The sequence below is a fragment of the Helicobacter pylori genome, from assembly GCF_003637665.1.
Taxonomy (GTDB): domain Bacteria; phylum Campylobacterota; class Campylobacteria; order Campylobacterales; family Helicobacteraceae; genus Helicobacter; species Helicobacter pylori_CK.
This window is the reverse complement of record NZ_MVWR01000007.1, coordinates 48,559-68,831: the sequence shown is the minus strand read 5'-3', so window position 1 is coordinate 68,831 and position 20,273 is coordinate 48,559. Positions and strand designations below refer to the sequence as shown.

14 protein-coding genes and 2 pseudogenes are annotated in these 20,273 nt (G+C 40.1%); 5 read left to right on the top strand and 11 right to left on the bottom strand.

The window, feature by feature from the left end:
* Positions 1-11 precede the first annotated feature (11 nt).
* Positions 12-1,748: a nickel-dependent hydrogenase large subunit gene (locus tag EAL49_RS05655; protein WP_120829450.1), complete on the bottom strand. Its 1,737-nt coding sequence runs from the start codon at positions 1,746-1,748 to the stop codon at positions 12-14.
* Positions 1,749-1,757: 9 nt separating this feature from the next.
* Positions 1,758-2,912 (bottom strand): hydrogenase 1 small subunit, encoded by a 1,155-nt coding sequence (locus tag EAL49_RS05650; RefSeq protein WP_120829449.1) that lies wholly within the window; start codon positions 2,910-2,912, stop codon positions 1,758-1,760.
* A 161-nt stretch (positions 2,913-3,073) separates the two neighbouring features.
* On the opposite strand from EAL49_RS05650, the gene mdaB reads away from it, so the two are divergent.
* A complete protein-coding gene (gene mdaB / locus EAL49_RS05645; protein WP_120829448.1) occupies positions 3,074-3,658 on the top strand; it encodes an NADPH:quinone oxidoreductase MdaB in 585 nt (194 codons plus the stop codon).
* A gap of 46 nt (positions 3,659-3,704) precedes the next feature.
* Here mdaB and EAL49_RS05640 read toward each other — a convergent pair whose 3' ends face one another.
* The 4 genes from EAL49_RS05640 to ispG all read right to left on the bottom strand — a co-directional run bounded on the left by EAL49_RS05640 (position 3,705) and on the right by ispG (position 9,339).
* Positions 3,705-5,747, bottom strand: coding sequence for a DUF262 domain-containing protein (locus EAL49_RS05640; protein WP_120829447.1), 2,043 nt, complete (start codon positions 5,745-5,747; stop codon positions 3,705-3,707).
* Positions 5,748-5,981: 234 nt separating this feature from the next.
* Positions 5,982-7,040 carry a tetratricopeptide repeat protein gene (locus EAL49_RS05635; protein WP_120829446.1) on the bottom strand — a complete coding sequence of 353 codons (1,059 nt, stop codon included), beginning with the start codon at positions 7,038-7,040 and terminating at the stop codon, positions 5,982-5,984.
* A gap of 11 nt (positions 7,041-7,051) precedes the next feature.
* Complete coding sequence (locus tag EAL49_RS05630) at positions 7,052-8,257, bottom strand: 2,3,4,5-tetrahydropyridine-2,6-carboxylate N-succinyltransferase (protein WP_120829445.1); 1,206 nt, start codon at positions 8,255-8,257, stop codon at positions 7,052-7,054.
* 2 nt (positions 8,258-8,259) lie between these two features.
* Complete coding sequence (gene ispG / locus EAL49_RS05625; protein WP_000892473.1) at positions 8,260-9,339, bottom strand: flavodoxin-dependent (E)-4-hydroxy-3-methylbut-2-enyl-diphosphate synthase; 1,080 nt, start codon at positions 9,337-9,339, stop codon at positions 8,260-8,262.
* A 119-nt stretch (positions 9,340-9,458) separates the two neighbouring features.
* Here ispG and EAL49_RS05620 point away from each other — a divergent pair, with 119 nt between their 5' ends.
* The 4 genes and pseudogenes from EAL49_RS05620 to EAL49_RS05605 all read left to right on the top strand — a co-directional run bounded on the left by EAL49_RS05620 (position 9,459) and on the right by EAL49_RS05605 (position 14,544).
* Complete coding sequence (locus tag EAL49_RS05620; protein ID WP_120829444.1) at positions 9,459-10,586, top strand: succinyldiaminopimelate transaminase; 1,128 nt, start codon at positions 9,459-9,461, stop codon at positions 10,584-10,586.
* A complete protein-coding gene (gene murC / locus EAL49_RS05615) occupies positions 10,579-11,928 on the top strand; it encodes a UDP-N-acetylmuramate--L-alanine ligase (protein WP_120829443.1) in 1,350 nt (449 codons plus the stop codon). Before EAL49_RS05620 ends, murC begins: the two co-directional genes overlap by 8 nt.
* Positions 11,928-12,284: a hypothetical protein gene (locus EAL49_RS05610; protein ID WP_120829442.1), complete on the top strand. Its 357-nt coding sequence runs from the start codon at positions 11,928-11,930 to the stop codon at positions 12,282-12,284. The genes murC and EAL49_RS05610 overlap by 1 nt, the downstream gene beginning before the upstream one ends.
* Before the next feature lie 11 nt (positions 12,285-12,295).
* Positions 12,296-14,544 (top strand): annotated as a pseudogene (locus tag EAL49_RS05605) (endonuclease MutS2).
* Between the two features lie 154 nt (positions 14,545-14,698).
* On the opposite strand, the gene ppa reads toward EAL49_RS05605, so the two are convergent.
* From ppa to aspS, 5 genes and pseudogenes are all read right to left on the bottom strand, one after another.
* Positions 14,699-15,220, bottom strand: coding sequence for an inorganic diphosphatase (gene ppa, locus EAL49_RS05600; protein WP_001927915.1), 522 nt, complete (start codon positions 15,218-15,220; stop codon positions 14,699-14,701).
* A gap of 51 nt (positions 15,221-15,271) precedes the next feature.
* Positions 15,272-16,551: pseudogene (locus EAL49_RS05595) on the bottom strand (glycosyltransferase family 25 protein).
* 57 nt (positions 16,552-16,608) lie between these two features.
* Positions 16,609-17,901, bottom strand: coding sequence for a glycosyltransferase family 25 protein (locus EAL49_RS08435; RefSeq protein ID WP_120829441.1), 1,293 nt, complete (start codon positions 17,899-17,901; stop codon positions 16,609-16,611).
* 25 nt (positions 17,902-17,926) lie between these two features.
* Entirely contained in the window at positions 17,927-18,502 is a 576-nt protein-coding gene (locus EAL49_RS05585; RefSeq protein WP_120829440.1) for an adenylate kinase, read from the bottom strand.
* Positions 18,503-18,518: 16 nt separating this feature from the next.
* The gene (aspS, locus tag EAL49_RS05580; RefSeq protein ID WP_120829439.1) at positions 18,519-20,252 is read right to left on the bottom strand and encodes an aspartate--tRNA ligase; all 1,734 of its coding nucleotides are present in this window, start codon (positions 20,250-20,252) and stop codon (positions 18,519-18,521) included.
* Positions 20,253-20,273: the final 21 nt, after the last annotated feature.

The following is a 20,273-nucleotide window of genomic DNA, read 5'->3' as shown; positions in this document are numbered from 1 at the left end:
CGTAACCCTTTTTAGAATTTAGCGAAATTAGGCTCTACTTTAAACTCGTTTAAAGACTGCCCTTTAAAATCCATCACATGCACTGAGCATGCAATGCATGGGTCAAAAGAATGGATAGTCCTAATGATTTCTAAAGGCTGGGTTAAATCAGCGATTTTAGTGCCAATCAAGCTCATTTCATAAGCCCCCCTTTGATTTTGAGAATCTCTAGGCCCCGCATTCCAAGTAGAAGGCACCACCGCTTGATAATTTTCCACCACGCCGTTTTTAATACGCACCCAATGGCTTAACATGCCCCTTGGCACTTGACCGATGTAGCGCCCTTTATATTCTTGATTTTTATCAATGTGATAAGGAGTGCAAGTGCTCTGATCGCTTTTTAGATTTTCCACTAACGCATCAAACGCCAAAAGGCCATTATCAGCGATCGTTTTAGCTTCAATACACCTTGCAGCTGTGCGCCCAAGCGTTGAAAACAACGCCTCTAAAGGCAATTTAGTGTCTTTTAAAAACTTCGTAGCCACTTCAGTAACATAGGGGTTTTTCGCCGCTAAACCTACCACTACGGAACTTAAAGGGCCTACTTCCATGGGCTTACTATCGTATCTGGGCGATTTTATCCAAGAATATTTATTTTTAGTGTCAAGCACTTTAGCAGGGATTATTTTATTTTCAATCCCCACGCTCTCGCCGTCTTTTAAACCGGTATAATGCGGGTTCGTTTGCCCGTCATAAGGGTGGAGTTGCACTTCTTTAGTGTCTTCGTATTGATACCAAGAATGCGTAACTTCTTCTTTAATCAAACTCTCATCAATGGGGTGCAGTTTAGAAATATCCCCATCAAGCACCACCCCACTACTCAAAAGGTATTTATCCTTTCCGAGCAACACTTCTTCATAAGCGATAAAATTCCTTAAGCCGCAGCCTTTAGTAACGGATGGTTCGTTAGCGAACATTTCGCCTGCCATCACCAAATCAGGGTAGTAGGCATGGTTGATGAAATTGGCCACCACTTCAAACTTGCTCTTCCATTCCGCCAATCTCGTCGGATCCAATATATCCATAACACTCGTAACACCCCCTACCGTTAGGCTTTGTGGGTGAGGCTGTTTGGCCCCAAAAATAGCGGTCATTTTCGCCGCTTCCCTTTGGATTTCTAAAAGCTTGAGGTAGTGGCTTAAAACGATTAAATTTTGCTCTGGGCTTAAACGATAGGTTTTATGCCCATAGTAGCCATTACTAAAAGGCCCTAGAGATCCGCTTTTAGCGAAATCATTCAAGCGTTTTTGAACCGCTTTTAATTCACCCGCACCGGTATTAATGGGATAAGGGCTGTATTTGAAAGAAAGTTTTGCCGCTTGAATGGGATCGGCTTTTAAAGCGCTCATAATATCGCACCAATCAAGCCCATGCAAAGTATAAAAATGCACCACATGGTCATGAAAAAGCAGTGCCATGTTCATCAAAGATCGCACTAATTGCGCGTTTAATGGGGGGGTGATGCCTAGAGCGTTTTCTACTGCAGTGATACCAGCCTTATAATGCGAATAAGTGCATACCCCGCAAATCCTTTGAGCGATAAAGCCTGCATCTCGTGGGTCTCTGCCCCTAATGATCGTCTCTAGCCCCCTAAAAAGCGTAGAGGAAGAAAACGCATCGGTGATCACATTATCATCATCTACGATCACTTCAATCCTTAAATGCCCCTCAATCCTGGTGATAGGATCGACTACGATTTTTTTTGACATGTTAATCCCTTACTCTTTGTTTTTGATCGCTTTAGAAAGGAGCACATGCGCGACAATGCCAATAGCGGTTGCGCTCAGCAAAGTCGTGCCTACTTTATCCGCTACTTTATCAGCCCCTAATCCATCAAAGGCGGTTTTAATGGAGCGGTTCGCCAAAGGCTCTTCAAAAGGACTCATCGTATCCCAAAAATTAGGCTCAGAACACCCTATGCACCCATGCCCTGCGCCTATGGGCCAAGAAGTGTGTGAATTGAAGCGGAGTTTGGAGCAATTGTTGAAAGTGTAAGGCCCTTTACAGCCCATTTTATACAAACAAAAGCCCCTTTTAGCGTTTTCATCGCCAAAATGTTCCACAAACTCGCCCGCATCAAAATGCCCTCGCCTTTCGCACAAATCATGAATCCTGTTCCCATAAGCCCAAGAGGGGCGGTTATACGCATCTAATTTAGGGAGAGCCCCAAACATCAAGTAATAAAGCACATTGCCTACAATATTTTTTTCACTAGGCGGGCAACCGGGAACGTTAATCACGGGTTTGTCAATGATTTTATGCAAAGGTTGCGCGTTAGAGGGGTTAGGGTAAGCCGCTTGCACGCCCCCAAAACTTGAGCATGTGCCTATGGCAAAAATAGCCGCTGCGTATTGAGCGGCTTTCCTGCACTCTTCAGCCCCCGTTTCAGCGTTTGGGCCTTGAGTGAGGAAGTATTCGGTGCCTTGGGGGATACCGCCTTCTACCATTAAAATGTAATTGTTTTTATGCTTTTCTATGGCGTCATGCAAGCTTTTTTCAGCCTGAAAACCGCTCGCTACCATGATCGTCTCATGGTATTCTAGGTTAATGTAATCAAAGATAATGCTATCAATGGTCGGGTCTGCACTCCTTAACAAGCTCTCGCTACAGCCAGTGCATTCTGCCATGTGCAACCAAATCACAGGCAACCTGTTAGCCACCTCTACCGCTTTTAAAGTCAAGGGAGCAAAACTAGCCGGCAAGGCTAGAGTTGCACTCATCATGCCCGCCCACTTCAATAAATCGCGCCTAGAAATGCCAGCCCCCTTAAACTCGTCTTGCAAGTTTTTATGCTCATTGTGAGCGTTAAACGAACTGACTATCTCAAGGCGTTCTTCAATCTTTTGATAGGTCTTTTTTTCATCGTAGAACATCGCCACTCCTTAACTGGAAATTTTCATTATCTTAACATAATAAAAATAATGTAGTGGCAATTGATTATTTTTTTAACTTTTATTTTAGATGAAAGGAATTTCTTTAATCTTAAGTTTCATTTGGATAGAATTTCCCCCTATTTTATTAAAAAAGGAACAAAATGAAAAAAGTACTCATCATTAATGGGGGCAAAGCGTTCGGGAGCTCTGGGGGGAAACTCAATGAAACTTTGACTGACCATGCAAAAAAGACTCTAGAGTCTTTAGGGCTAGAAGTGGATACAACGATCGTGGATAAGGGCTATGAAAAGAGCCAGGAAGTGGAGAAATTCTTTAGCGCTGATGCGGCAATTTGGCAAATGCCTGGCTGGTGGATGGGAGAGCCTTGGATTGTGAAAAAATACATTGATGAAGTCTTCACTTCAGGGCATGGGAAGCTTTATGCTAGCGATGGCAGAAGCTCGCAAAACCCCACTAAAAACTACGGGAAAGGGGGATTGATGCAAGGCAAAAAATACATGTTGAGCTTGACCTGGAACGCTCCTATTGAAGCCTTTAACGATCCTAGTGAATTTTTTGAAGGGGTGGGTGTGGATGTTGTGTATTTGCATTTGCATAAAGCGTTCCAATTTTTAGGGCTTTCAGCGTTGCCCACTTTTATTTGCAACGATGTGGTGAAAAACCCCCAAGTGGAGCAGTATCTTAACTCTCTCACCACGCATTTGCACCAAGCTTTTGGCAAGTGATTTTAAAATTTTTTTAACCCCACCATTTCTTTGGGGGGCTTGTTTGTTACACAATAAAGTCTCTGGGATTGAGATCGCAGCCTAAGATGAGATCTTTAAGATTACTGCCCACCGTTTGATAACTCGCATTGCTGACAAAGTAAAATCCGTATTTTTCAAAAGGCACAACCAAAGTGCCATCTCTATCCCTTAATTGCGCTTTTGCTTTATCCCAACAAATATATCTTGGCTCTTCATCTGTGTAGTTTTCAAAGGCTTCTCTGGCGTTTTCTAGCAAGTAGTCTATGACAGCGCTAGCCAATTCCTTAGCGTTTCTTGCCGTTTGCTTTTGCTGATTGGGGAGCTTAACGCTTTGAAGATTATGATTAGTTAAGTCATTATCAAGGGTTTTGTGAAGCTCTCTTGCGCGGTATTCTTTAGGCAAATCTTTAAACAATCCCACTTGACAAAATTGATCCGCTAAATATTCGCTCCTATTCTTCACTTCCTCTATCCCCCAAGAATGGGTGTTATTGATGAAATAGTCGTTTAAATGCAAGGAGCTGTATTCTTCCATAAGCTCTATTTTTGCCTCGTAAGATTTGTTGCCAAGCCTTTGATTTTGCCCTGATAAGGTTAGATTCCCAAAATTATTGAGGTAGTCTTGCTCAAAAGTGAAATAATCCCCTACCCTATCGCGCCATTCTTGGGTGGGGGTTTTGGGGTAGAAATGCTCCACTTCTAAATTCTCTTCTTTTGGCGGTTCGGCGTTGCTTAATTTTTCAATCTCAAGCAAGATGAATTTGCACACTTGATTTGCTGCATAAGCGTTACGCACAAGAAACGCCGCTTTAATTTTATCGTCATTAGGGAACGCCGTTCGTCCAACGCTCTTGCCCAAATACCGCTTCAATGCATCGGCTGAAACATTTTCTAGCTGTCTGTATAAAGAATAAAGAAGTTCAGCAAGTGCAGGGGCAGGATCCCCGCACACGCTCCGGCGCACGAAGTAGCTGATAAGGATTTGCAAAATTTCGCAGAAGTTTTCATAATCCAATTTGCCTTCTTCAAAGTCTCTCGTGCAACGCAAAATAAAAGGCTTTGCCACGCCAAATTTGATTTTCACAAGATCTTTAATGCGCAGGCGTAAATTCGCTAATTGTTGCGGGTCTCCACGATGTAAAAAATAATGATCTCTGTCTAAAAAGATTTGATAGATTCTCCCATATTCACGCATATCGCTCATAAGACCTTGTATATTATCAGAGAAATTGTCTCTGTGATGGTCTTTTAGTGCTTCATACACTTCGCGCTCTCCCTCTTTTAATCTATTCTCAAAATAGATTCTCAAATAGGTTTTGATAAAATCATTCAATTCCTTTTCACCAAGCCAATTTTCTAAAGGAATCCAATAAGTCTCATAAAGATGTTTCTGTCTGTCAGAATTTTCTCCCATCATCAGATAGTTGCGGATGAGATCCAGCCCTTTTAATTGCACGCCTGTAGCGTTAATGCTTTCAAACACCACTTGCGGATCGTCTTCGCCCAACTCTAAGCCTACGGCTACGATTTTAAGCCGAAAAAACGCGCCATAAATCTCTTCTATGCGATACCCTTTGCTGATATAATTGTCAAGCTCTTTGGTGAAAAATTTATAATTATTCCTAATGTGTGATACGCCTTGTATGTTATACGATTTATTTTGCATGACCAGATCAAAGGCTTCTTTGTCGCTTTTAATGGGCTTGAGACGCAACCTTTGTCCTGTAAGATTGAGCAGATTGTCAATCTCTTTTTTTATCCCTTCATTTTGTATCTTTGTCTCTATGGCTTTGAGTAAAAGCATGAGAGTGGTAATCCTTTGTTGCCCGTCAACGATGACAAATTCTTGCAACTGCCTCAAACTCTTTTCATCATCAATCAAATGCAAAATATAAGTGATAGAACCCATGAAATGCGTTTTCTTGTTTTGTGAAATACTGACAATATCTTGCAGTAATTTTTCACAATTCTCTTCTTCCCAAGTGTAGTTCCTCTGGTATACAGGGATAGAAAATATCGTGCCTGTTAAGGCAAAAAAGTTGTTAATGGTGTTTTGTGCCACTCTCATCGCTTTTCCTTTTGAATAAGATTAAAATCACACCGAGTATTAAATCAAAAAAAAAAAAAGATAGCTTAAATTTTTGAAAAAGTAGCAATTTGTTGCTGAATTAATTCAAAAAAATAAAAGAGCTTTGCGCAAAGCAAGCGCTAATCTCTTAAAAATGCGATCTTTAGAGAGGGTTTAGTTATAGGGCGAGAATGGTTTCAAAATACCCCCTATCCCCTTAAGAAATTGCTATTACTAGGGTATATCATAAGAATTATACGGCATGAATAAGCGCCCGTAATTAGGATTCACGCGCAATAAATGCTCTTTAAAATTCCCGTAATTACGACAGCTTGACTCAAAACCATTATCGCACGCATACGAGAATAAATCCAAAGCCCTTTGATCGTCTTGAGGCACGCCTAAGCCCTTTTGATACAGCACACCTAAATTGTTACAGCTCCCCAAAATCCCCCCATCGCATGCCATTTGAAAATATTTCGCTGCATAGTGGTTATTCAAAGGAGCCCCTAAATCCCCATTCGCATAAATCCACCCTAAATTCGCGCACCCCATCATATCCCCAGCGTTACAAGCCAAATAATTCAAATCCACTTGACTGAGCTTGGCCTTATCAATGCCATAAATATTATTCACATTAGACATCAAACCCAAATTATAGCACCCCATATCATTCCCATTTTCGCATGAAAATTTATAATAACTTATCGCTTTGTAATAATCTTTTGGGACCCCACTCCCGTTAGCAAACATCCACCCCAAATTATTGCATGCGAGCATATCCCCCCCTTGACAAGCCACCGCATACAATTGCAAAGCGTTTTCCTTATCGTTCGTATCCGCATTCTTCTTGTTTTCATACATTTGAGCCAGATTCGCGCAAGCGGTCGCATCGCCCCCACTGCAACCCATTTCATAATAGCGAGCGGCCTTTAGTCTGTTGGTTTGGATCCCTACCCCATTAGCATACATCGCCCCCACTGCAAAACACCCGGCCGCATTGCCGTTATCGCACGATTGGGAAAAAAGCTTAAAAGCCCCTTGATAATCGCCCTTTTTAGCCAAATCAATACCGGCAGAAAGCTCGGTTTGAGCGTTTTCAGGCGATCCTAATTTGTCTAATAGATTGGAGTTATCGTTTTTAGGGGTGATCTGGGTGTTAGGGTTTGGTGCGCCCTTAGTATTAGCGGGGTTTAATTCAGGGGGCGTGTTTTTTGGGGCTTGATTGTTTTCTTCAGCGCCGCTAAGCTGTAAGACTAAAAAAACAAGCAATAACAAACTTTTTTTGAGCATTCTTTTAATCCTTAATGCAGGTTTTGATTCAACTCAATTTTTTTCACGCTCCTAAAAGCAATCAGCTTGCCATTTTGGCTATTGGAACGAAAATGCACGCCATTTTTTCCGGAAAGCTCTTTGCCTTTGTAAAGGTTGTTGGCATGTTTTTCTAAAGCGCTATTCACTTCTAAAAGTTTTTTAAACTCATTTTCTTCAATTTCTATCACGCTCCCAGCTAGTATCGTAACGCCTGCATCCACAATACAACCATCGCCTAAACTAATGCCGGTAACGCTATTAGCCCCTAACAAACAATTTTTCCCGATGCTAATAGGGTTGTTATTCCCTCCGCTTAAAACGCCTAAAACGCTCGCTCCCCCACCAATATCAGTGCCTTCTCCAACCACCACCGATGAAGAAATGCGCCCCTCATTCATGCACACTCCCATAGCCCCTGCGTTAAAATTCACGTAACTAGCCCCGGGCATTTGGGTATAACCTCCGGTCCCTAAATACGCCCCAAAGCGCGTTTTTGAGCTATCCAGTAAGCGGATATTGTCAAACTCAGGGATTAATTGCATCAAATAGCGCGGGAATTTATCTATAAAATCAATGCTAGGGAAATGGCCTCGCATTTTTAAAGCCACTTCGTTCGTTCTAAGCCATTCTAATTCATAAGGCTTGTTGCCGCTCCAGGCCGCATTAGAAAGCTGGTTAAAAATACCCTCTAAATTCAAACTCCTCAAAGGGGCTTTCCCTAAAGAGAGCGCTAAAAGTTTCATATACGCACTCTCCACGCTCTCGCAAGGCTTATCTTCATACAAGATCACCAAGCGATAAAGAGACTCCCCATTATTATTTTTCAAACGATTTTCTTCTAAAGCCTTTAAAAGCTCTAAAACCACTTGGATGTTTTTATGAGCCATTTTATTAGAATAGGCTTCATTCAAAAAGGGCGTATAAAAATCTAACGCTTTTAACACAAAACTTTCATCAATCTCAATGACGCATTCGCTCGCGCTCTCTTTTAGGATTTTTTCTTTAGAAAATGCATTGCAAAATACTGCATAAGAGCCTAGATTTTCATCTTTCCAGTTCAAAATGGGGTAAGTGGCACATAAAACCTTTTTAGAAATAGGGGCAATATCCACTCTGGCAATACCAAAGCCTAAAGGCTCTTTATAATGATCAGATTGTTGGTAGTTGCTCACAAAATTTTTAAATTTATTCATCATGCCTAATCCTTTAAACTTTTTTCTCTTTCTTTAGCTAAATTTTCCACTTCTATGACAAAAGTTTCAAACAAATCCTTTTCAGCCAGTTTATGGATGACTTTACCCTCTTTAATGATCAAACCGCTGCGATTCCCAAAAGCGATCGCCATGTCTGCATGCTTGGCTTCACCCAAAGCATTCACCACACAGCCCATCACGCTAATGTCTAAAGGGGTTTTAATGTGGCTTAAGCGTTTTTCTACTTTGCTTGCCATATCCACTAAATTGGCTTCAATGCGCCCGCAAGTGGGGCAAGAAATCCAATTGATCCCCTCTTTCAAACGCCCGCTATGGCGTAAAATCGCTCGAGCCACTTTGATTTCATTTTCTAATTCCCCTGTAATGGATACGCGCATCGTATCCCCAATGCCCTCCATTAAAAGCCCCCCTAAAGCCATGGCGGATTTGATACTGGAGCTAAAAAGATTCCCCGCTTCAGTAACCCCCAAATGGAAAGGATAGATCACAAGAGGGCGTAGCATCCTGTAAGCTTCTATGGTGCGCATCACATCGCTCGCTTTTAAAGAAATCTTAAAATTGGTAAAATCCAAATCTTCTAAAAGTTTGGCGTTATACAAAGCGCTTTCTACCATGCCTTTTGGGGTGGGTCCGTATTTTTGATCAAACTGCTTTTCTAAACTCCCGGCATTCACGCCAATTCTTATAGGAATATTTTTTTCTTTACAAGCATCAACCACCGCTTTGATCTTGTCTTTAGAGCCGATGTTTCCGGGGTTAATTCTTATCGCATCCACGCTTTGAGCGGCAATGAGAGCGAATTTATAATGGAAATGGATATCAGCGATTAAAGGCAAAGGGGACACTTTTTTCAATTCTTTTAAGGCTAGGGCGTCCTTTTCATTACTCACCGCCACCCTCACTAAATCAGCCCCGGCGAGTTTGAGTCTGTCAATTTGATTTTTAGTGCTTTCAATATCAGCGGTTTTACTAAAGGTCATGCTTTGCGTACTTATGGGAGCATCACCCCCTATGGCCACGCCACCGATAAAAATTTGCTTGGTCTTAACTCTATTTTCCAGCATTAAACCTCTTCATCAGTTAAATTCTTATGCACTATTATACTCTTTCTTGGTGGTTTCATACCATAACGCTTAAATTTTAGGTAAGATCAACTATTCCATTTTAAGATTAAAGTAGCCCTATGACTTTTGAGCCTTATCCTTTTGAACGATTAAGAGCCTTGTTTAAAGAGATCACCCCTAAAAAAAAGGGGCTAGATTTAGGCATCGGCGAGCCGCGATTTGAAACGCCCAAATTCATTCAAGACGCTCTTAAACAGCATGCTCATTCGCTCAATATCTACCCTAAAAGCGCGTTTGAAGAGGGTTTGAGGGAGGCTCAAAGGGGTTTTTTTAAACGCCGTTTTAAGATAGAATTGAAAGAAAACGAATTAGTTTCCACGCTAGGATCTAGGGAAGTGTTATTCAATTTCCCTAGTTTTGTTTTATTTGATTACCAAAACCCCACCATCGCCTACTCTAACCCTTTTTATCAAATCTATGAAGGATCAGCCCAATTCGCTAGAGCCAAAAGCCTTTTAATGCCTTTAGTTAAAGAAAATGATTTCACTCCAAGCTTGAATGAAAAAGAGTTGCAAGAAGTGGATTTAGTGATCTTAAATTCCCCTAACAACCCCACCGGAAGAACCCTTTCTTTAGAAGAACTGATCGCTTGGGTCAAACTCGCTTTAAAGCATGATTTTATTTTAATCAATGATGAATGCTATAGTGAAATTTATGAAAATACGCCTCCCCCTTCGCTTTTAGAAGCTTGCATGCTGGCTGGTAATGAAGCGTTCAAAAATGTTTTGGTTATCCATTCGCTCTCCAAACGATCTAGCGCTCCAGGGCTAAGGAGTGGTTTTATCGCTGGGGATAGCAGCCTTTTAGAAAAATACAAAGCGTTTCGCACCTATTTAGGCTATACGAGCGCTAATGCGATCCAAAAGGCTAGTGAAGCGGCTTGGCTAGATGATGAACATGCAGAATTTTTCCGCAATATTTATGCGAATAATTTGAAACTAGCGCGAAAAATCTTTAAAGACACGCTCATTTATCCTTATAGTTTTTATGCGTATCTGCCCGTTAAAGATGGCGAAAATTTTGCTAAAACGCTTTATCAAAACGAAGGCATTACCACCTTACCGGCTTTGTATTTAGGGCGTAATCATATCGGTGCTGACTATGTGCGTTTGGCCCTTGTCTATGACACCCCCCTTTTAGAAAAGCCTTTAGAAATCATAGAAACTTACCGAGAAAAGCATGCTTGAAACCCCAAAAGTTTTACTCAAAAACTTGCAAGATTGCAAGATCCACTTCATTGGCATAGGGGGGATTGGCATTTCAGGCTTAGCCAAATACCTTAAAGCGCAAGGGGCTACAATCAGCGGATCTGATATTGCCATAAGCCCTAGCGTTAAGTATTTGAAAGCTTTAGGCGTAGAAATTAATATCCCGCATGATCCACAAGCGATCAACCATCAAGATGTTATTATCCATTCAGCCATTATCAAAGAAGACAATACCGAAATACAAAGGGCTAAGGAATTAGAAATCCCTATTTTGTCTCGTAAAGACGCTTTGTATTCTATCCTTAAAGACAAGCGCGTTTTTAGCGTGTGTGGGGCTCATGGAAAGAGCAGTATCACGGCCATGTTGAGCGCGATTTGCCCCGCTTTTGGAGCGATTATTGGGGCGCATTCTAAAGAGTTTGATTCCAATGTGCGAGAGAGCGCGGATATGAGTTTGGTTTTTGAAGCCGATGAGAGCGATTCAAGTTTTTTATTTTCCAACCCTTTTTGCGCGATTGTGCCTAACACAGAGCCAGAACATTTGGAGCATTATAACCACGATTTAGAGCGATTCTTCTTCGCTTATGAATATTTTTTAGACCATGCGCAAAAAAGAGTGATCTATAAAGAAGATCCTTTTTTAAAAAACTATTCTAAAGACGCCATTGTTTTAGAAAAAAAAGACATTCAAAACATTCAATATATTTTAAAAGAAGGCGAGCCTTACACTTCATTTGAATTGAAAGATTTAGGGACTTTTTTAGTGTGGGGGTTAGGCGAACATAACGCCACGAATGCGAGTTTGGCGATTTTAAGCGCTTTAGACGAATTGCATTTAGAAGAAATCAGAAACAACCTTTTAAATTTCAAAGGCATTAAAAAACGCTTTGATATTTTGCAAAAAAACGCGCTCATTCTCATTGATGATTACGCCCACCACCCCACCGAAATTAACGCCACTTTAAAGAGCGCTAGGATTTATGCTAATTTGTTAAACACGCAAGAAAAAATGATTGTCATTTGGCAAGCGCACAAATATTCGCGCTTAATGGATAATTTAGAAGAGTTTAAAAAATGTTTTTTAGAGCATTGCGACAGATTGATCATTTTACCCGTTTATAGCGCGTGTGAAGTTAAAAGAGATATTGATTTGAAAGCCCATTTCAAGCATTATAACCCCACCTTTATAGATAGGGTGCGTAAAAAGGGGGATTTTTTAGAGTTATTAGTCAATGATGAGGTAGTAGAAACGATTGAAAAGGGGTTTGTGATAGGCTTTGGAGCGGGGGATATTACCTACCAATTAAGGGGCGAAATGTAATGGGCGTAGCGGTTGTTTTATTTTTAACGCTGATCTTATTGTTTTTAGTGTTAAAGGATTTTGGTTTAGCTAGCCCCAAACAAAAGATTTTAGCTTTTTTAATCGTAGGGATTATAGGAGCGAGCATCAGCGTTTATACTTATAAACAAAACCAACAAGAAATCGCTTTGCAAAGAGCGTTTTTAAGAGGGGAAACCCTGTTGTGTAAAGGCATTAAAGTCAATAACCAAACCTTTAATTTAGTGAGCGGGACTTTGAGCTTTTTAGGCAAAAAACAAACCCCTATGAAAGACGTTCTTGTGGATTTGGATTCTTGTCAGACGCTTCAAAAAGATCCCTTAATCCAACCCCAATGAATACCCAATGAATGATGAATAATAATAATACCCTACCCAAACCCCTAGAAGAAAGCCTGGATTTAAAAGAATTTATCGCTCTTTTTAAAACCTTTTTCGCAAAAGAAAGGGGTTCTATTGCTTTAGAAAACGATCTCAAACAAGCTTTCACTTATCTAACTGAAGTGGATGCGATCGGTTTGATCGCCCCTAAAAGCGTGAAAGAAAGCGAACTTATTCTTATCAAACTCACCAAATTAGGGACGCTCCATTTAGATGAAATCTATGAGATTGTCAAACGATTGCGCTACATTGTCGTTTTACAAAACGCTTTTAAACCTTTCACGCATTTAAAATTTCACGAACGCCTTAACGCCATTATTTTACCCCCTTTTTTTAATGATCTAATCGCTTTATTAGATGATGAAGGGCAAATCAAACAAGGGGCGAACGCTACCCTAGACGCTTTGAATGAAAGCTTGAACCGCCTTAAAAAAGAGAGTGTAAAAGTCATTCACCATTACGCCCACTCTAAAGAGCTTGCCCCTTATTTAGTGGATACGCAAAGCCACCTTAAACATGGTTATGAATGCCTTTTATTGAAAAGCGGGTTTTCTAGCGCGATTAAAGGCGTTGTGCTAGAAAGGAGCGCTAATGGCTATTTCTATCTTTTGCCTGAAAGCGCCCAAAAAATCGCGCAAAAAATCGCACAAATTGACAATGAAATAGATTGCTGTATCGTTGAAATGTGCCAAACTCTAAGCCGTAGCTTGCAAAAACACCTTTTATTTTTAAAATTCCTTTTTAAAGAATTTGATTTTTTAGACAGCTTGCAAGCCAGACTTAATTTCGCTAAAGCTTATAATTTAGAATTTGTCATGCCAAGCTTTACGCAAAAAAAATGATTTTAGAAAACTTTTCGCACCCCATTTTAAAAGAGCCAAAGCCCTTAAATTTGAAGTTTGAAAAATCCATGCTCGCTGTTACCGGCGTGAATGCGGGCGGGAAAACCATGCTCTTAAAATCGCTTTTAAGCGCGGCGTTTTTGAGCAAGCATCTCATTCCTATGAAAATCAACGCCCATCATTCCATTATCCCCTATTTCAAAGAAATCCACGCCATTATCAACGACCCCCAAAACAGCGCGAACAATATCTCTACTTTCGCCGGCAGAATGAAGCAATTTAGCGCTCTTTTATCCAAAGAAAACATGCTTTTAGGCGTTGATGAAATTGAGCTAGGGACTGACGCTGATGAAGCGAGCAGTTTGTATAAAACCCTGTTAGAAAAATTGCTCAAACAAAACAACCAAATCATTATCACCACGCACCACAAACGCCTGAGCGTGTTGATGGCAGAAAACAAGGAAGTGGAATTACTAGCCGCTCTTTATGACGAGGAAAAAGAACGGCCCACTTACACTTTTTTAAAAGGGGTTATTGGCAAAAGCTATGCGTTTGAAACCGCTTTGCGCTATGGCGTACCGCATTTTTTGATTGAAAAAGCGAAAGCCTTCTATGGCGAAGATAAGGAAAAATTGAATGTTTTGATTGAAAATTCCAGCGCGCTAGAAAGGGAATTAAAGCAAAAAAATGAAAGCTTAGAGGACGCTTTAAAAGAGCAAGAAGATTTAAAAAACGCATGGCTTTTAGAAATGGAAAAACAAAAAGAAATCTTTCATAATAAAAAATTGGAATTGGAAAAATCCTACCAACAAGCCCTAAATATCTTAAAAAGCGAAGTCGCTTCAAAAGATACCAGCTCCATGCATAAAGAAATCCATAAAGCGAGCGAGATTTTAAACAAGCATAAAACAGACCAGGAAATCCCACAAATCATAACAAGCTTTCAAATTAACGAAAAAGCGCATTATAAAAATGAAAGCGTGATGATAGCGCAAATTTTAGACAAGGGCTATTATTTGGTAGAAACCGAGTTTGGCATGCGTTTGAAAGCGCATGGGAGTTGGTTGAAACAAATCCAAAAACCCCCTAAAAACAAATTCAAACCCCCTAAAACCATTATTCCTAAACCCAAAGAAGCGAGCTTGCGCCTTGATTTAAGAGGGCAACGCAGCGAAGAAGCCCTGGATTTACTAGACGCTTTTTTAAACGACGCGCTTTTAGGGGGCTTTGAAGAAGTGCTGATTTGCCATGGCAAAGGGAGCGGGATTTTAGAAAAGTTTGTGAAAGAATTTTTAAAAAACCACCCTAAAGTGGTGAGCTTTAGCGACGCTCCCATTAATTTAGGCGGCAGTGGGGTTAAGATCGTTAAATTGTAGTTTTTGGCGCTTGTTTTTATGGGAATTGATACAAAAATCCGCTTTAAACTACCCTATTTTATACCAACACCCAACAAGACAAAAGCCTTTTATATTGTGAGCGTTAAAAAAGGGCTTTTATCGCTTAAATAAGCCAAACCCCTTTAAAAAATCTTTAGCCTTGATAGGCTTTTATCGCTTTCTCTAAAACCTTAATCGCGCTCTCTTTGTTTTCAAACCCCTTGACTTTCACCCATTTATTAGGCTCTAAATCCTTGTAAGTTTCAAAAAAATGCTTGATTTTATCCAAAGTGTGTTTGGATAAATCATCAATATCTTTGACATAGGAATGCGTGGGATCGATCTTATCTATGGGCAGAGCGAGTAATTTTTCATCCATTCCGCTTTCATCTTCCATGTTCAAAACCCCAACCAAGCGCGCTTTCACTACGCTTCCGGCTTGAAAAGCCACATCGCTTAAAACCAACACATCTACAGGGTCGCCATCAGATCCTAAAGTGTTAGGCACAAAGCCGTAATTCGCGGGGTAATTTTGCGCCCCATAAAGCACCCTATCCACCATTAAAGCCCCGCTTTCTTTATCCAATTCATACTTGATATTAGAATGCTTGGATATTTCAATCACCACGCACAAAGAATCAGCGTCATGGCTCACTTCTAACTTCTCTAAATTCATTGCAATCTCCTTTGAATAAAAAGACTTATTCTAACATAAAGCCCGCTCTTTTTAAACCTCTTTAGTGGTTTTTAAAGGAGCGTATTGTTTGCTGTATTTGTGAAAGGCTTTTAAGCACTTTTGAGCGTTGAATTTATGATAAAAAAGATTATCAAAATAGGATTTTCTAGGAGGCTTTAATGAAATGTCAGGCTTTTTTGCATTTTGAATGGTGCTATTGAAAGCATGTTTGTTTAAAGAAACAGGGCAAGGCAAATAAGTCAAATTCGCCACATCATGGTAAGTGGGGTTGTTCATAAACATATCCACCGGCTCTATGATTTTAAAATGCTCCGTGGCTTCTATAAAGGTTTTAGCGCCCTTAGGGGTTAAGTAGTAGCCTGCTGTAGTGGCCACATACACGCTGGTGAGGTAAAAATGCTCTAAAAATAGTGCTTCTTTTTCATTATCAGCGCGAGATTCCCAAAAAGTCTCTTTGATGTTTGCCTCTTTTGCCAATAAGGATTCATATTTTGTGGTGAGATCATCGTATTTTTTGTTGAGTTCGTCGTATTTTTCTACGAGTTTCTTATTGAGATCATCGTATTTTGTGGTGAGATCATCGTATTTTTCTACGACATTCTTATACACTTCTGTCCGAGCTAAAATATTTCCAATGAAGCGGTTGAGTTTTCTTTTAATTTTTCTAAAAACCACTTGGTTAAAAGAGGTTTTTTGGGGTGCTATTTTGCAAGGATTAGATAATTCTTCTTGTTGTGCATCTTGTGTGGGATTGGGGGGGGGGGGGTAACTTCATGGTTTTCAATAGGCGTTTTTTCCATAGACGCTTCGGTCTCTGCATGATTTTCCATAGGCACTTCAACCTCTTCATTTTCATTCTCTGTATAAATAGGGAGAGCGCACAAATTGGTTTTATGGCCTCCCCAATAATGCCCGTAGAGTCTCACAAAATCAAAAGGGCTTTTCAAGCAATCTTCTAAGGCTTGCATGAAGTTGGACTCTAGCGCTACGTCATCTTCTAAAATAACGACCGGTTGATTTGTTTTGACGCATTCTTTCCACAAAAGATAATGGCTTAAATAGCACCCAAATTCTTGGGGCAATAATTCTTGATAACAATAATCAGAATGGAACCAATCGGATTTTAACAAACTTGAAGAATCATAAAGCTCTTGAACGAGTTTTTCAAAATCTTCGTGTTTAGGGCTAATAGCGTCAAAGATTTGAAAAACATAACGGCCTTTAAATTTTTCATTGGATTCTAAAACGAGTTTTTCAGTATCCAAACGCCTTTGACTTTCTTTTAAAGAAATGATATAAACTTGTGTCAAATGAACTCCTAAATATGGCATTCTGTGACATTCTACCATAAAGTTTTTTCATTCTTTTTAAACCTCTTTAGGGGTTTTTAAAGGAGCGTATCGTCTGCTGTATTTGTGAAAGGCTTTTAAGCACTTTCTAGTGTTTAATTGATCATAAAGAAGATTATCCAAGTAAGACTTTTTAGGGCCGCTCAATGAAATGTCGGATTTTTTTAGATTTTGGATGGTGCTGATTTTGCAATGCTTGTTCAAAGAAACAGGCAAAGGCAAGTAAGTAAGAGTAGCGACATCATGGTAAGTGGGGTTGTTTATGAACATATCCACCGGCTCTATGATTTTAAAACGTTCCGTGGCTTCTATAAAAGTTTTAGCGCCCTTAGGCGTGATATAGTATCCTGCCGTAGAAGCCACATACACGCTGGTGAGGTAAAAATGCTCTAAAAAAAAGGCTTCTTTTTCACTATCAGCACGCCTTTCCCAAAAGGTCTCTTTGATGTTTGTTTCTTTTGCCAATAAGGATTCGTATTTTCCCATGAGTTCGTCGTATTTTCCTGTGAGTTCATCGTATTTTCCCATGAGTTCATCGTATTTTCCTGTGAGTTCATCGTATTTTCCTGTGAGTTTCTTATACACTTCTGTCCGAGCTAAAATATTTCCAATGAAGTGGTTGAGCTTTCTTTTAATTTTTTTAAAAACTACTTGGTTAAAAGAGATTTTTTGGGGCGCTATTTTGCAAGGCTCAGATAGTCCTTTAGGGTCTTGTTGCGTTTCAATAATAGAGTCTTGTTGCGCATCTTGTGTGGGATTGGGGGGGGGGGGGGTAACTTCATAATTTTCAATAGGCGTTTCAGGTGCTTCAGTCTTTACATGATCTTCAATGGGTGTCTCTCCCACAGATTCTACAGCATCTCTCTCTAAGGGGAGCGTGTGCAAATTGGTCTTATGAAAATTCCAATACCACCCAAAAAGCTTGACAAAATCAAAAGGGCTTTTCAAACAATCTTCTAAGGCTTGCATGAAATTGGACTCTAAGGCTACATCGTCTTCTAAAATAACGACCGGTTGGTTTAATTTAACGCATTCTTTCCACAAAAGATAATGGCTTAAATAGCACCCAAATTCTTGGGGTAACAATTCTCCACGACACCAATCAGAATGGAACCAATCGGATTTTAACATGCTTTGTGCATCATAAAGCTCTTGAATAAATTTTTCAAAATCTTCATGTTTAGGGCTAATAGCGTCAAAGATTTGAAAAACACAACGGCCTTTAAATTTTTCATTGGATTCTAAAACGAGTTTTTCAGTATCCAAACGCCTTTGACTTTCTTTTAAAGAAATGATATAGACAGAAATCACAGCTCATTCTCCTTAAGAGCGCATTTTAATTCCCAAAAGACAAAATATATTTTTGCATTTCATTCACGATTTCTTCAATACTTCTTTCGCCATTGATGATTTTATGCAAATGCTTAGCCTTGTAGAAATTTTGGATTTCAGCTAAGGGATCTAAAAACACCCGCATGCGGTTATGAAACACCCTTTCATTATCATCAGCCCCCCTAGAGCGCCCTAAAACCCTTTCTTTAGCGGTGTTTTCACTCACTTCTACTTCAATCACGCTTTTTAAGATCACTTCGTTTTGAGCACTCAATTCCTTATCCAGAGCCTGCATTTGTTCCACGCTCCTGGGATAGCCATCAATTAAAATGATCCCTTTGCTAGAGCTTTTAATCGCTGCAAGGATCGTTTCTACCACAATTTCTAAAGGCACTAATTCGCCTTGAGAAGTGAATTTTTCAATCAATAAGCCTCGCTCAGTCTTTTTAGCGCTCTCAGCTCTCAATAAATCCCCGGTAGAAAAATGAGCGATTGTTTCGCTGTTATTCTTAGCGATAAGCTCTGCATCAGTGGTTTTACCACTCCCTGGGGCTCCAATAATCAAAAATAGTTGTTTCATATCATATCCTTTTAAATTATTTTCTCAAGCGAATGTGTAATTCTCTTAGTTGCTCTTCATTAATGGGGCTAGGTGCATTCGTCAATAAGCATGAAGCTTTTTGCGTTTTAGGGAAAGCGATCACATCTCTAATACTATTGGATTTGGTCATTAGCATGATCAAGCGATCAAAGCCTATCGCAAAGCCCCCATGAGGAGGAGCGCCAAACTTTAGCGCTTCTAGTAAAAAGCCAAATTTCTTTTGCGCTTCCTCTTCGTTGATATTGATTTTTTCAAAGACTTTTTTTTGCATTTCTTCTTTATGAATCCTTATGCTCCCCCCACCAAGCTCCACGCCATTAAGCACCACATCATACGCATGCGCTTCAATCTCTTCTATATCTTCGCATTCTATATTTTTAGGCATCGTAAAAGGGTGGTGTGCGGCGTGATAGCCGTTTTCGGTTTTTTCAAACATGGGGAAATTGACTACCCATAAGAAATTCAAAGCGTCTTTATCAATCAGATCAAGCGTTTCAGCCACTTTCAAACGCAAGCGCCCCATGTAATCTAACACGATTTTTTTATCCCCGGCTCCAAAAAAGACAATATCCCCAACTTGCGCATCAGTTTTTTCTAAAATATTTTTAAGCCCCTTTTCGCTCAAAAATTTAACTAAAGGCCCTTTAATCCCGTCTTCTTTAATTTGCAAATACGCTAAGCCTTGAGCCCCAAATTGGCGCACAAATTCTTCTAATTCTTTTAAAACGCTGCGGCTAAAAACCGCATCAGCCCCCTTAACATTCAAAGCTTTAATGCGTTGGTTTTTAGGATCTTGTGCGATATTAGAAAAAATAGCGTTTGAGCTGTCTATAAAACAATCCCCCACTTCTATTAAAGGCAATTCAAAGCGTAAATCCGGCTTATCGCTCCCGTAATTTTCCATCGCTTCCTTATAAGGCATGCGTTTAAAAGGTTTAGAAATAGTATGCCCAATCGCTTTAAAAATCTCTTGCAACAAATCTTCCACCACGCCCATCACATCATTTTCATCGCAAAAACTCATTTCCGCATCAATTTGCGTGAATTCCGGCTGCCTGTCCGCTCTTAAATCTTCATCTCTAAAGCAACGAGCGATTTGAAAATACCTGTCCATTCCCCCCACCATTAAAAGCTGTTTGAACAATTGCGGGCTTTGAGGGAGTGCGAAAAATTCGCCCTCATGCACCCTGCTTGGCACTAAATAATCCCTAGCCCCCTCAGGCGTGGTTTTAGACAAAATGGGGGTTTCAATCTCTAAAAAACCCTTTTGGGATAGAGTGTTACGAGTGATTAAAGCCACTTCGCTGCGCAATTTAAAGATTTCATAAGCGTTCAAAGAGCGCAAATCCAAATAGCGGTATTTCAAGCGCAAATCTTCATTCACGTTTTTATTGCCAATTTCAATCGGTGGGGTAGCGCTTTTATTTTCAATGACTAACTCTTCTAAAACGATTTCAATTTTACCCGTTTTTAGTTTAGGGTTTTCTAACCCAACGCCTCTCAAACGCACTCTTCCTTTAGCCACTAGCACAAATTCGCTCCTAACCTCTAAAGCCTTTTCATAAGCCTTAGAGCTAGGATCACAGACTAGTTGCACCAAACCGCTTTTATCCCTTAAATCAATAAAAACCACGCCCCCATGGTCTCTATAAGTGTTACACCACCCGGCCACTTTGATGGTTTTACCCACATCTTTTTCACTAATTTCTGTGCAAAAATGACTTCGCATGTTTTATCCCTTTAAATTAAA

Bases quoted from the DNA above. Each gene is read 5' to 3' on its own strand.
- aspS (WP_120829439.1), bottom strand. From the start codon at position 20,252: ATGCGAAGTCATTTTTGCACAGAAATTAGTGAAAAAGATGTGGGTAAA.
- EAL49_RS05650 (WP_120829449.1), bottom strand. From the start codon at position 2,912: ATGTTCTACGATGAAAAAAAGACCTATCAAAAGATTGAAGAACGCCTT.
- EAL49_RS05635 (WP_120829446.1), bottom strand. From the start codon at position 7,040: ATGCTCAAAAAAAGTTTGTTATTGCTTGTTTTTTTAGTCTTACAGCTT.
- EAL49_RS05585 (WP_120829440.1), bottom strand. From the start codon at position 18,502: ATGAAACAACTATTTTTGATTATTGGAGCCCCAGGGAGTGGTAAAACC.
- murC (WP_120829443.1), top strand. From the start codon at position 10,579: ATGCTTGAAACCCCAAAAGTTTTACTCAAAAACTTGCAAGATTGCAAG.
- ispG (WP_000892473.1), bottom strand. From the start codon at position 9,339: ATGCTGGAAAATAGAGTTAAGACCAAGCAAATTTTTATCGGTGGCGTG.
- EAL49_RS05655 (WP_120829450.1), bottom strand. From the start codon at position 1,748: ATGTCAAAAAAAATCGTAGTCGATCCTATCACCAGGATTGAGGGGCAT.
- EAL49_RS05640 (WP_120829447.1), bottom strand. From the start codon at position 5,747: ATGAGAGTGGCACAAAACACCATTAACAACTTTTTTGCCTTAACAGGC.
- EAL49_RS05630 (WP_120829445.1), bottom strand. From the start codon at position 8,257: ATGATGAATAAATTTAAAAATTTTGTGAGCAACTACCAACAATCTGAT.
- EAL49_RS05610 (WP_120829442.1), top strand. From the start codon at position 11,928: ATGGGCGTAGCGGTTGTTTTATTTTTAACGCTGATCTTATTGTTTTTA.
- EAL49_RS05620 (WP_120829444.1), top strand. From the start codon at position 9,459: ATGACTTTTGAGCCTTATCCTTTTGAACGATTAAGAGCCTTGTTTAAA.
- mdaB (WP_120829448.1), top strand. From the start codon at position 3,074: ATGAAAAAAGTACTCATCATTAATGGGGGCAAAGCGTTCGGGAGCTCT.
- ppa (WP_001927915.1), bottom strand. From the start codon at position 15,220: ATGAATTTAGAGAAGTTAGAAGTGAGCCATGACGCTGATTCTTTGTGC.